The sequence below is a fragment of the Polaribacter filamentus genome (assembly GCF_002943715.1).
Taxonomy (GTDB): domain Bacteria; phylum Bacteroidota; class Bacteroidia; order Flavobacteriales; family Flavobacteriaceae; genus Polaribacter; species Polaribacter filamentus.
In genome coordinates, this window is record NZ_MQUA01000013.1 from 1,804,116 (window position 1) to 1,818,030 (window position 13,915).

At 30.7% G+C, this 13,915-nt stretch carries 10 protein-coding genes; 5 read left to right on the plus strand and 5 right to left on the minus strand.

All coding sequences use genetic code 11. The features are described from left to right. Nucleotides 1-113 precede the first annotated feature (113 nt). From BST83_RS10555 to BST83_RS10580, 5 genes are all read left to right on the plus strand, one after another. Complete coding sequence (locus BST83_RS10555; protein ID WP_104809753.1) at nt 114-968, plus strand: PcfJ domain-containing protein; 855 nt, start codon at nt 114-116, stop codon at nt 966-968. A gap of 330 nt (nt 969-1,298) precedes the next feature. Beyond that, nucleotides 1,299-1,619 (plus strand): hypothetical protein, encoded by a 321-nt coding sequence (locus tag BST83_RS10565; RefSeq protein WP_104809755.1) that lies wholly within the window; start codon nt 1,299-1,301, stop codon nt 1,617-1,619. 77 nt (nt 1,620-1,696) lie between these two features. Further along, nucleotides 1,697-2,740 carry an IS5 family transposase gene (locus BST83_RS10570; RefSeq protein WP_104809756.1) on the plus strand — a complete coding sequence of 348 codons (1,044 nt, stop codon included), beginning with the start codon at nt 1,697-1,699 and terminating at the stop codon, nt 2,738-2,740. Nucleotides 2,741-2,973: 233 nt separating this feature from the next. Next, nucleotides 2,974-3,930 carry a DUF2779 domain-containing protein gene (locus BST83_RS10575; protein ID WP_104809757.1) on the plus strand — a complete coding sequence of 319 codons (957 nt, stop codon included), beginning with the start codon at nt 2,974-2,976 and terminating at the stop codon, nt 3,928-3,930. 235 nt (nt 3,931-4,165) lie between these two features. Next, nucleotides 4,166-5,017, plus strand: a complete 852-nt coding sequence (locus BST83_RS10580) for a restriction endonuclease (RefSeq protein WP_104809758.1) — start codon at nt 4,166-4,168, stop codon at nt 5,015-5,017. Nucleotides 5,018-5,255: 238 nt separating this feature from the next. Here the strand turns inward: BST83_RS10580 and BST83_RS10585 are convergent, their stop codons facing one another. Genes BST83_RS10585 through BST83_RS10605 form a run of 5 tightly spaced genes read right to left on the minus strand, consistent with a single transcriptional unit; the run spans nt 5,256 to nt 13,781 of the window. Next, nucleotides 5,256-5,936, minus strand: a complete 681-nt coding sequence (locus BST83_RS10585) for a M48 family metallopeptidase (RefSeq protein WP_104809759.1) — start codon at nt 5,934-5,936, stop codon at nt 5,256-5,258. Further along, on the minus strand, nt 5,937-9,284 hold the full coding sequence (locus BST83_RS10590) for a type I restriction endonuclease subunit R (RefSeq protein WP_104809760.1): 3,348 nt from the start codon (nt 9,282-9,284) through the stop codon (nt 5,937-5,939). A 2-nt stretch (nt 9,285-9,286) separates the two neighbouring features. Next, nucleotides 9,287-10,714, minus strand: coding sequence for a 5-methylcytosine restriction system specificity protein McrC (locus BST83_RS10595; protein ID WP_104809761.1), 1,428 nt, complete (start codon nt 10,712-10,714; stop codon nt 9,287-9,289). After that, nucleotides 10,714-12,876 (minus strand): McrB family protein, encoded by a 2,163-nt coding sequence (locus BST83_RS10600; RefSeq protein WP_104809762.1) that lies wholly within the window; start codon nt 12,874-12,876, stop codon nt 10,714-10,716. The genes BST83_RS10595 and BST83_RS10600 overlap by 1 nt, the downstream gene beginning before the upstream one ends. A gap of 20 nt (nt 12,877-12,896) precedes the next feature. Beyond that, nucleotides 12,897-13,781, minus strand: a complete 885-nt coding sequence (locus BST83_RS10605; RefSeq protein WP_104809763.1) for a hypothetical protein — start codon at nt 13,779-13,781, stop codon at nt 12,897-12,899. Nucleotides 13,782-13,915 lie beyond the last annotated feature (134 nt).

The window sequence follows — 13,915 nt, forward strand, 5'->3', positions numbered from 1 at the left end:
CAGAATTATTATACTTTAGTTCTAGTGTAGAAAATCAATCCCTATTTTTTAAAACACTTTTTAGCCGTTACCCAAATGCATGTGATATACTATTATATCAAAATTTACTATTTATGAGCATGAATGATATGCATCTATTTTTGAAAATCATTAATGGAAAAAGTATTCGTAAAATAGATACATTCCCTTTACTCTATTCTAAAAAGCAAGCACATCTTTTCCTTCATGGTTTGCCTAATTTTTTAAAAATTAAAGGAGACTTTTTTAAAGAAGGATGGTATTTGACAAAATTGCTAACTTATAATAATAATGAACAATTTTTTCTAGATTTTTATTATGGTTTAAAATTAGAATATAAAATTAGTACGCTGTTTATTCATGATTTTTCTTATTGGCTAGAGGTTTACCTCTTTTTTACTCAAAACGAACAAGAATTAGAGAAATACAACCTAAATGCAATCGGTAATATATCTATACGAGATATTTTAGATTACCTGATGTATAAGAAGTATACAGAGCAAAACGTTGTATTTATGAAAAACCGTTCGCTTTCAAAACTTTGTAGTACTGTGCAAGAATGGGATTTTTATTCTTACAAGAAAAGTTCATACCCAGTAGAAAATACTTCTTGGATGGATATTAAAACAGAAGAATGGACTTATGAAATTGCAAACAAAAAATATAGTGTAAATGAGATTTGTGATGCAAATACACTTTACCAAGAAGCCGCCACTTTGAAACACTGTGTTTACCTTTATTTAGATGATTGTATTTCTAAACGAATTAGAATTTTTAGCTTGAAAAAATTAACTAAAAAAAAATATGAGGGATGTATTACTATAGAATTAAGAGGAAAAAATATTATTCAAGCAAGAGGCAAATATAATAGGTTTATTAACAAAGAGGAATTATTTATACTAAATGAATGGGCTAAAAATTTGGGTTATAAAATGCTAGTATTGCCTTAAGTTGTATTAAAAAAGAACCTATAATTATCAAAGAGCCGACACGATTTGACGTACCTGAACTTTACTTTTGTAGTATAATCAATTAAAAATAAAGATATGAGTAAGTTAAAATGTAAACATTGTGGAAAAGACTTTTATGCAGGGAGACATTGTCTTCATAGTCCTACTAAAAAGCACAAAGCATTAACCGATGGTGATAATTGTGTGCACTGTGGTAATAAATTCCAAGCAGGAAGACATTGTACACATAGTCCAACTAAAAAACATTCATTGGATTGTTAAAATTGGTTAACTTTAGTTGCTTAATTAAAACTGTGAAAAAGAAAAAGTATGTTATCAAAATCGAGATATTTAAAAGGACTAAAATGCACAAAAGCATTATGGCTAAATAAGTTTAAAAGAAGTGAAGCCTTTTATTCTGAAAACACTAAAGCTATTTTTAGTCAAGGAAATACTGCTGGAGATTTAGCACAGCAGTATTTTCCAAATGGTGAATTGGCTTTGGTTTCTGATTATCCAGACTCAAAAGCTATTGCAAGAACTAAAGAATTAATTGCAAATGGAGTAACTACCATTTACGAAGCTACTTTTGCTACCGAAAACACCTTGATAGCTTTAGATATATTAAGACCGTTGCAAGGAAGTACCTAATAAAAAGCACAAAAATAACACGTTATTATTTATGTTAAATATATGATTGTAAGTATATTAATCTGTAAATTTAGTGTATGAAAATACAAAAACAACCAACTTTAGCCGATAGCATTTGCGATTTACGAGCAAGAAAAATTAAAAAGACATTTTTCACCCAAATAAACACCCTTATCGATTGGGATACGATCTCTATCCTAATAAATAATGATTATTTAAAAGGAAAAAGTGCCACTGGCAAGCCTTCTTATGATGGGACATTACTTTTTAAAATGTGTCTTTTACAAAGTTGGTATGGTTTAAGCGATTATGAAGTTGAAGACCGAATAAATGACAGTCTTTCCTTTAGTTATTTTTGTGGGATGACCATTGAACAGGTTGCTCCAGATCATAGTACTTTAAGTAGGTTTAGAACCGCATTAACCAAAACACAAACCTTCGAAAAATTATTTACCTCCATAAACAAACAGCTAGATGCACATAATATCATTGTAAAAACAGGTTTAATAATAGACGCTAGTGTAATAGATACGCCACTTAGACCAAAAGGAAAAACAAATTTTAAGGTAACCGAAGACCGCTGTGCAGACCAAGTAGAAGTACACAAAGAATATCCAGATAGTGTCGATAAAGAGGGTACTTGGTTAAAGAAAAGAGGAAAGTACCATTTTGGGTTTAAAAAGCATCATGTAACGGATAACGAAGGACTCGTTCTAGGAGTACTAACCACAACTGCGAGCAAAAATGAGATTGCAAATTTGGAGGAAGTTCTAGAAACTGTAAATGTGGTATTACCAAAAGACATCCCTCTAAAGGCAGATAAAGGGTACCAATCAAAGAAAAATGTTGCGATTTTAAAGAAGCGTAATTTAAAGAATCATATCCTTAAAAAGGCGGTAAAAAATAAACCGTTAACAAAATGGGAAACTAGATTCAATAAATTAATAGGAAAAACAAGGTTTAAAGTAGAACGTACTTTTGGAGGAATAAAATTATGGTTTAAAGGTGGAATTGCAAGATACAGAGGGATGAAAAAAATGCATACACAAAATTTGATGGAGGCAATGTGCTATAATTTATATCGAAGTCCAGGGATATTTGCGTCTAATTGTAAAAATTAAGGAAAAATGAAGCCTAAAAAAGGCATTTACTCACTTAAAATAGAAAAAAAATAGCATAATCGATGTTGTAGCTAAAAAAAAGGGAACTCTAAAAAGTAAAAATAATTAAGTTCGCTTTTTGCAACGGTCTTATATTACATAAAATTAAAGGCAAATGGCATGCTTTTGAAGTAAAAAGTACCAGTTCTGTAAAAGAAGAACACGTTAGAGATGCTGCTATTCAGTATTATGTGATGACAAATGCAGGCATTGAAATTGAAGATATTTCTATCATGCATTTTAATAGAAACTATGTTAGACAAGGAAATCTTAATCCTAAAGAGCTATTTACCTATGAAAGTGTTTTTACTAGAATGGAGAAATATCTACCTGAAATCCCTAAAAACATTGAAGCCTTTTTAGAAGTTTATCAGCAAGAAGAACCTACAGTTACTATTGGCTCGCATTGTGACAATCCATATCCTTGTGAGTTTGCGAATTACTGCCATCAGCTTAAAGAAAACAAAGAGTTGTTAGAAAATAAAATAGAACAAAAAGTCTTAACGACTAAGGTTAATTATAGAAATACAATTGCTATTCAAGATTTTTTAAATTCAAATCCGTATCCAATTTATTCTTTGGATTTTGAATCGATTATGTACGGAATTCCTGAACACGATGACTCAAGACCTTATCAACAAATTCCTTTTCAATATAGTTTACATATTCAAAAAAATGCAGATTCTAAACCAGAACATTTTGAGTTTTTAGGAAATGGAAGCGTAGATCCAAGAGAGGAACTTATAAAAAGTATGATTACAGCTTGCGGATCTCATGGAACAATTTTAATGTATTCTCACTTTGAAAAAACGATTATAAATGGTTTAATAAGAGATTTTCCTAAATATACAATTCCATTAGAACATTTAGTTGATAGGTTGGTCGATTTATTACCCGTTTTTAAAAAGCACTTAAAAACTGAAGCTACTCAAAAAAATGCTTCTTTAAAAAATGTTTTGCCTACTTTTTTACCTCAATTTTCATATGATGATTTAGATATTCAACATGGCATGGCAACAATGGATGTATATAGAAACCTTTCTAATTTATCGAAATCAGAACTTTTAGTAGCTCGTAAGAATATGTTGGAGTATTGCAAGTTGGATACCTTGGCCGTTTTGGAATTGTATAAATTGTTGAGTAAAGGCTAAAGTTAGCCAACTTCTTGATACAAGCTCTTAAAGGTACCCAAATAATTACCCTAGTTCGATTAAAAAATTATCAAATAGTTAAAAATAAAATTAAGACACAAATTAAGTACTTATATTAGTAAATAATAAAAATATTAAATATGAAAAACAAATATATTCATTTGCAAAAATTGATGATAATAATGCCAGAGAGTTAATCTACCGCTCTATAAAAGAAGGGAAATCTCGTTTTGGAATGTGGGATCAAGAAGAATCGTTAAAAGATAAATGGTATGGAAAAAATGCATTTTTATTAAACATAAATACTAGTGATTGGATTGTACATATAAATATGCCTTCTTATGGAAAATGTGTTGCTATCGAAACAACTGGAACCTACAATTTTGATGATGGTATTGTATGCTCTTGGGGTGTTGATTTTAATAATTATATTCCAGTAAACCCAAATTCAATTATCGAATTTGATAGAAATGACATTAACATTCTACCTTCTGTGAATCTTGCCCCAAGAAGAAGAGCACAAAGAATATTACAAGTAGAAGATTTTTTTAAATCCTTAGATAATTTAAAAAATGAAAAATATACAGATGTCAGTATACAAGATCGTGCTGTAACTCATTTAAGAGAGGATATAAATGATGTACTACCAACTATTACAGCTTCTATCCATAAAATGAATAAAAGTAAAGAGTTTGAACGCTTTTTGCATAGAATTTTTGATAAAATGCCCAACACAATATCTATACAAAATGGTTTTGGTTGGAAAACAGATAATGGTGCGGATCTAATTGTTGAATTTGAAAACCCTATTATTGGCATAAATATTACTACAAAATTAATAGTACAAGCAAAATCTTATGAAGGTGCTCATTTCGATAAAAATGCCATAGACCAAATTGTAACTGGCATGGAGGAATATGGTGCGGATGCAGGTCTTTTAATTACCACTGCAACAGAAACTGAAGCATTGGAAGATTATGTAAGAGAGATGTCTGAAAAAACACAAAAAACTATTGATGTAATTGCAGGGATAGATGTTGCTAAATTTGTTCTACGTTATGCTCCTGAATTATTACTGGGTAACTAGAAATAAATAGTATAGTTTTTTCATAATTACGTGCAAACCCAGTTTAAAAATCTCTAAAAAATATTCTAACAAAATTTCTAATAAATAACCATAAAAGTGCAATTGAGGTTGCAAAACCAACACCAATGATTAAGTCGTATTTAAGATGATTATCTTTAGTTAAATCAATAGTAAAAAGAAGGATAAAAAAAGACAGAATTATTATTGTTACAGGAAAGTTATTTCTAATACACAACCATCACAAACTCATTCCCACCCCATTTATTTTTAACCAATTAACCTGCTCATCATATTTTGGTAAAATTTTATCAACTTCGTTCCAAAAGGCTTTAGTGTGATTGTTATGAATTAAATGGGACAATTCATGGACTACAATATAGTGTAACACATCAATTGGAGCCATGGCGCATTTCCAATGAAAATTCACGTTTCCATTTGGTGTACAAGATGCCCAACGGTTTTGCAATTCCATTACTTTTACTTGGTTAGGTTCTACTCCTAATTGATTTTTATAGCGTTCAATTATTGGGTAGATTTTACTATTTAATTTGTCTTTATAGAACTTTATAAATAACTCCTTCGCTTTGTGTTTATCTTCTTTACTTAAGAAAAATGTATTTCTTTTAAATTGAACTCCGTCTAATTTCTCATCAACTAATTTCAACCGATAGTTTCTTCCTAAATACAAAAACGATTGGCCATTTACATATTCACGTTCCACTGCATTTTCATTCAACTGAGTCCATTCTGCCAAATTTTTGAAGATTTGGTACTCCTTCGCTTTTAATATATCTCTTATTTCCTCATCGCTTAGCTTTTCAGGAACACGAGCAGAAACAGACCCATCTCTTTCTATAAAGATGCTTACTGTTTTACGGTTGCTTTTTTGAATTACTATGTCTATCTCAGATACTATCATTTACTTCGTTAATTCTTGATGTCTACGTTTGGCTAAATTCATGATTTCTACACTTAATTTTGCATGTAGTTTAGAAACATTATCAACATTCGTAAAAGAAATTAAATCTTCTACTTCTCCTTGTAGTTTTCTAATTTCTGCAGCCCTTCCACCCCAAAAATTAGGTTTGTTTATAGCGTCTTGCAAAAGATTTACCAACTCGATGGTTAATGCTTTTAAAGCTTCTTTTTCCTCTTCTGTTATTTCTTCATCTTTAAAAGCACTAAAAATAATAAAATCGTAAAATGGTAGTTCTTGCTCGTCTAATCCTTCCTCTTCATTTTCTCCTTGTCTACCTTTTGCTAAATCATCTCTTACTTTCTCAAACTCTTCTACAATAGCATCCCAATTACCTTGATAACGTTCTATAATCTCTTCCATTCGTTTCATAAAACGTTTATATAAGGCTGGATCTTTATTTATATTTACTTTAATATGTCGTCTAATCGCATGCTCCATTTCTGATGCTTTTGATTTTGAGTTTTTTCCTAGTTTGTCCACTTCTTTCGCAAAGTTTTTGGATAACAAACTAATAGGTGCTACACGACTATCAATGCCTAATGTTTCTAAATGATCATCTATCATTTTACGCACTTTTGGTTTTGCCCATTTTAAATCCATACTTGTATCTTTGTATCGATTTTTAATACGGACTAATAAATATCCAAAACGTTTAGCTGGAATGTAATACTTTCTTGCTGCTTCTGAATTGAATAACAAATCTAAACTATCAAAAAAGGCTTTGATGTACGTATCAAATTGCGCTCTAAAAGGAATAGATGCTGCTAATTCGATACAGTCCTCTGCTAGTTGAAATTCTGCATCCTTATTGTCTCCCATCCTTTGCTCTGCAAACTTCTTAAATTCTGTAATTCCTTTGTCTGTAAATAATTGAAGCATTCTATTGTATCGCGCTTCTAAAACAGGAATTTCTTTATTTATATCTCTAAAATATTCTAATAATTCTTTGATATCTTCTTCATCTTCTGCTCCCCAAATATTTAAGGCATCTTTTAAATGATTTGAGACTCCATAATAATCGACTAAAATACCGTGAGATTTGTCTTTTTTAGTACGGTTAACCCTAGCAATAGCTTGCAATAAATCATGCTCTCTAATGCTTTTATCTAAGTACATTACTTGAGCTATTGGTGCATCAAACCCTGTTAATAGTTTATCGCATACACATAAAAAAGCAACCCCTGTTTCTGGTTTTACATAATTACCAGCTTCATCTGTACTGTAATCAAAGTCTTTTTTAAAGTTGTCTACTGCTTTTATTTCTCGTGCATTTTTTCTTACAGCACTAATATACGCTTGTTCGTTATTATCCTGTTTGGTAACAACGGTACCTATTTTTATAAATTCAATCTTTTTAATTAAATCTACATCTGGTTTTTCTTTTCCTTTTTCAAGCACTACGCGCTCTTTTAAAGCTTCATCAATTAAAAATTGGTAGCGAGCTGCAGCCACAATAGAACTTCCAACGACCATTGCTTTAAAACCATTTGGCAAAATATCATCTACATAATGTTTTACTAAATTCTTTGCAATTTTGCGCAAACGATCCATGTTTTCCAAATAGGCTTGCATAGTTCCATAATTCTTCTGAATATATTCCTTTTCTTCTTTAGATTGTTTTTTAAAGACATCTTCAAATTCGGCATCAAAGGCTTCTTTGTCCTTTATTTTATCATTGGTGGTTTTACCAATGTAAATAATATCTAAGGTTGCGCGATCATCTACCGCCTCTCTAATTTTATAGGTATCAATAAATTCACCAGTGCCACCGAAACGTTCGTGTGTTTTTTGCTTGTGTCTATCCGTTAAAAGAGGTGTTCCCGTAAAGGCTATTTTTGTTGCCTGAGGAAAAGCAGTAAACAAATTGTCTCCCATATCACCTCCTTGAGTTCTATGCGCTTCGTCAATTAGAATTACAATTCTATCGGACGTATTAACCACGTCAAAAGGCTTGAATTCTGGTACTTTACCTTCTTCAACAAAAGCTTTCATTAGTGCTTTAGAATGTTTCAACTCTTCTTGCACAAACTTATGTACCATTACCATGTTTAAGTTAGAGGCATTGCCGCTTAACTTTGGTACTAACTCTTTACGAGAACCTACAATATTAGCTTCTTTGAATTCATTGGTTAAACGTGCGGTAGCTGACAATTGTTTTTCTAAATCTTTTCGATCCACCATCATAATGACTTTGTAATCTTTCAAATCACCTTGAGAACGAAGCTTACGCACAAAAAACACCATGGTTAACGATTTCCCAGAACCTTGTGTATGCCAAACAACACCAGAACGTGTTTTACCTGATGTTTGTGTTCGCATTCTATCTAATATTTTTCCTACTGCTCTATATTGTTGGTAGCGACAAACTACCTTAATTTCAGTACCTTCCTTTATCTCCATAAATAACGTGAAGTGTTGCAAAATGTCTAATAAGATTTCTTTATTTAAGATTCCTTTTATTAAAATCTCTTGTCGTACTCTTGGGTCATTGTGTAAACCGTTATTTTGATACCTAGCAGTTTCTTCTGCTGCATAGTTTAAAACATCTACATTTTTATAAACTTCCGGAAAGATATCTTTCCAGTTTAAATAATACTCAAAATCTCCAGAGATAGACCCTACACGTGCCTCTTCACCATGTGTTGCAATACTAAATAAGTTATAATAGAATAAGCGTTCTTCCCCTTCCTTAATACCAAAATCGTCTTCACGTGTGTTCGCGTAACGCATAATTTGATCTACAGCACTAGAAATAGGATCTGCAACATCTACATCTTTACATTCTACTACAGAAAAAGGCAAGCCATTTACAAATAACACAATGTCTGGAATAATTCCTTCTCTTGGACCACCAGGAGTAACAATTCTAAATTGGTTAATAGCGACAAACTCGTTGCTATCCCAATCTTTAAAATCTATAAGTTTTACTAATGGGTTTTCTTCACCTGTAACTTCGTTTTTAGCAACGGTAGTTTTAGTAACTCCAATTAGTTTTTCAAAGACTTGTTTGTTGGCTTCTAATAAAGATAAATTTGCTTTTTCAGTTGCTATTGTTTCTTTGTATAGATCTTCTAATTGCTTATCCGTTAACCATGCAACACCATCTACAATATTAATTTTTTTAACCGCTTTTATAAACTCTTGTTTTAGTGTTACTTCTTTAAAACTAGCACGTAAGCTTTTGGCAGGATCTTGTGGAATACCAAAACTACCTTGGTCGATTATTCGCCAATTGAGGTCTCTTAATTTTTCTAAAAATGGTTTTTCTACGTTTTTATATTCAGCCATAATTAACTTGCTTTTTGTTTATGTGTAGTTCTACAATTTTCAATTTGTAATTCTATACGTTTTAAAAATTTATTTTCACTTTCTATTAATGCAGTCATATCCATTGTATCGTTAACGTAGACACCATCAACTATAAAATCCGGAGTATTTATGTTATTACCAAATAATCCATTTGAAACTGATTTTTCTTTACTTAACTCTTTCGACAAAGGATATATTAACCCCCCAAAAATTATATTTGGCATGTAATACTGCATATACGTATGAATTTGATAAAAATCTGGACGATCTAAATCTTTATATTTACCATCCATTTTTTTAAACTTGGCATCAAAAACAATAACTTCTTGCGTTTGTTTATGCCTCATTACTAAATCAGGAAACATTCTACCACCAAAAAATAAACCCTTATATACTTTTAACTCTTCTTGACCATTAATTACCCAATCTGTAAAATGTTTGCTTAGTAACTTTTCTAAATACACTTCAAATAATTGAGATATATCGAACATATAACCATAGGTTTTAAGTTGGTTATTTGTTTTACTTGATTCTATTTCTTGATTTTTAAGCAATATCTCAGCATACTTTAAAACCTCAGCAAAAGGTTTATAAAGTGGGTTGTATAATACTGCATTATTTTTAGCTTTCTCTATGACGCGCTGAGAAACATAGTTTTTAGAATGATGCTCATTTAATGCTTGATAAACTCCTATAATTTTAGATTTATAATGAATTCCCAAATATTCTTCAACTTTTTTGACTGCTGCAAATAATACATCTATAATTTCTTGAATATATTTTTGTGTACGATAGGTTGATGTTAATTTACCTTGAAAAGGAATATCTCTTTTTAAATATTCATTAATATTTATCTTTCCTCTAACTTTAGAACTTCTTTCAGTAACTTGTGTGTATTTTTTAGGAAGACCTAACACACTTGCTTTTTCTAAAGACTGAACGAATAAATACGCAATGATGTACTGAAACTCATTACTCTTTTTTTGCGCTACCGCATTTACATCTTTTGTTTCTACATAAATATCATTTACAAAATTTAACATCCTATGCAGGAAGACAGTTCCGTAATTAGTTTGAATATTAAACTTATACCCCTTATGGTATAATACACCAGCAAACAAACCTGTTTGTATTGCAAAACTTCTTTCTTCTTTGCGTTTTTGAGTAAATAACTTTAAAACTAATTGTTCTTCGTCTTCTAATTTATTTCTTCTGTCTTTAAACCCTATAATTTGCAGCTGAGAAAAATCTTGACTTTTTGTAGACAAGACAAAAACATCTATAAATAAGTCTTTTTGTAAAGCTTTTTTATCTTTATTATATTTTATTTTAAATGCATGCCATAGCCTATTCTCATCAAAAAAAGTTGACTCGTAGTAATGATGATTTATTGGAATGCTAATTTTCATTATTTAAGATTATTTTTATATAATTCTAAAGCATCCTTTATTTTACCATCTAATTCTTGCTCTGAAAATAATGCTCGTAAATATTCTTTTAATGAAGGTTCTAAATACAAATGAAATAGTTTCTCCATATCACTTTTAGATATTGTTTTTGAATTCGCTATACCAGTGATTTTCATAAAAAATGAATGACCAAATTCGTACGATTTCCCTAAACCCAGCGTTTGACTGATATACTCATTTAACTTTGTGCAAGCAATGCTGTATTGTGGCATGTTTAAAAAATCATCCCCGTTTTTAAATTTTGTTTCCTGTTCTAAAACGTCTTGATTATAATCCATTCGTTCCCATTTAAAACGTCTACGAAGTGCTAAATCGAAAGCATCGATGCTTTTATCTACATCGTTCATCATACCAATAAAGTATACATTATTAGGCACTCCAAAATAGGCATTGTCATTATCGAAAATAAAAGCTAAATCACTTATGTCTTTTCCTTCTTTTTTAGCGTCTTCCACCATCGATTCTATAAGTGGGCTGTATTGGGTTTTATATAAATTTTGCTTAGGTTTCAAAATATCATAACGATAATCTTTTTCTAAACACATTAAAGTTTCACCAAAAACAGCTGATAGATTTGCTCTATTAATTTCATCTACAACAAAATAATACGATTTTGGATTACGATTTTCCACCTTGGCTAATACACATTCTGCTAAGGCCTTTTTACAGAATTTTTTAAAAACACCATCTGTTAATTCAAATTTGATATTACCATCTTTAGTTACTCCTTTTGGTTTTATACCATCTATAAAATCTTCGTAAGTGAAAGATGGATGAAACGTTATAAACTCATAACGACTGTCATCGTCCATACATATAAAGTCTAAACTTTGTCTTACTGTAAAGGTTTTGCCTGTCCCTGGTGGTCCATATAAAATGACATTTGGTGTATTGGCATCTGCTACCGCACTTGACGTGGCATACTTCCATAGAAAGCGAGATACCAAAAATGCATTTACAGGTGTATCTTCTAAATTTAGCACTTTGTTTATTGCAATACGCACTTCATGATTTTTACCTAAATTAGTAGAAGTTTCACTATCTAAAAAATCATTGTGCAATGTATTTATGGCGTCATCAGAGTATATATTTAAGTAATTACTTGTACTATCTAAGACAGCCATTTTTCTTAATATTTGCTTGGCAGCATAATTGGCTTCTTCAATAATTTGGATTTTTTCAACAGCTGAACTGCTATTTACTATCCTCTGCAATAAAGGTTTTAGAGTAGCTTTAAATCTTTCGTTCGCATCTTCCAATGAATTGTGATTTATTTTACCATCACCTCTTCTTAGGTTTTCATTAAAGGTATACGTGGTATTATCATCATTTAATTTAATTTCAAAATTACTAGCATTGCCTGGTTTTGATGAACCATAGATTTCACTTGTAGTGCGCTCCAAAAAATTACATAAATAACCACCTCTTTCACTACTATTCTCAAGTCTATTGGTATAATCTTGTAAACTTAGCGTACCATCTTTTATTTTCTTTCTATAATATTGCCAATCCTTTTGTAGATTTTCAATTTTACTGTTTATTTTTTTTAAACCTTTAGGCGTATAGCTAGACGTATAACGTGCCCACAAACTTTTAATATTTTCAATACGTTCTGGGCTTAAATTAAGTTTATCCATTATCAATTGTTTTTGCACTTGTAAATACCATTTTTTTATAAATTGATTCGTTGCAGTGTTGTTATTAGCAGGTGTTAAAGTTCCTGGTGCTTGAATATGATTTTTACCATATTCTGAAAGGATTGATTCCTTTAATTTTGCGTTAGAACTATCATATTCTTTTAATAATTTAATTGGTCTGCGTAACCGAAACCAATCAAAATCTTCATCGATATTACTTTCGATGTACCAAGTTCCTGTAACTTGCACCAATGCAATAGGACTGCTGCCATCACGAATAAGTACCACATCATCTACATGCATTTGATTTTTAAAGTCCGATGGATCAGAAACTTGTTCACCTTTTTGGTTAGTCCAAGATTCTCCCATACCAATCACTTCTTTTTCTTGAAGGATTTGAATAAGTTTCTCTTTTTTAAACTTACCCCTATTACTAGGGTGCATTTGTAAATGCCAGTAATTCATTTAAAACAATATTTAATTAATTAAAATCTTGGACTATACTCGTTATCACCTTCTTCAAGCTCATCCTCATTTGCTACATAATCATCATAACTTAAATAGTTAGGGTCATCATCATCTAGCTCCATACGTTGCATAGCTTCTAGATCTATAACTGAAGGATTTTTGCGCTGCCACTTGCTGTGTTTAATACTTTCTATATCTTCTTCTAAATTACCTTCTATAATCTTATTTGTTGTTATCTCTTTTAGTATATAAGTATAACGTTGGCTAGATTGAATAATATTAAAATATTCTGGCAAATAAATAGCTTCTTCACTATGGCATTGTATAGACGATTTTAAAACAGGTTTATAATCTTTTTCTATCTTGTAAATTTCTAGTGTAAACCTAGGGTCAGATGCATTGAGAAGCCTTAACTTTTCATTGCGAAGTTCCCAAGCATCATTATTCTCTCTCATTTGTTGCGCAAAAACAACAACCTCTTCAAAAAGGTCTTCTGCACCTATTGTTATAAAGCTATTTTTTATAAAACTATCTATTTTTATTTTATTTAAAAAATACTGAGAACCATCATATTCATCCGCATATTCATAGCACATTTGTGCTTCATTAAATTTTAAAACCTCACCCTGGTCTATTAAATCTTCTGACTCTGCAATTAAAAATTTACCGTTTTTCTGAAAAAGTGTGATTCTGTTTTTTCTATCACTACGTTTTCTAATAGCTTCTAAAATAGTTTGAGCTGCCTTTTTTACAGTTTCTATAGTTGTAAGTTCTGGTATATAATATGTAGAAATAACTTCAGCCATACTATAAATGTGTATTTGAAAATAGTTGAAGTATTCGCCTTTATAGCTATTTTTAAAATCTTCAAAAGGAGTGTAAATTGTTACAGGTCTTTTCATATTTTTCTTTTTCTAGTTTTTTTCTTTGTTACTTTTTCTTTCAATCTACACCAACCTCAACCTTACCCGTTAACAAATCATTTAGTAAACCTACTTTTAGTTGCTGATACTTCAATAAAGCTTGTTATTTGGTT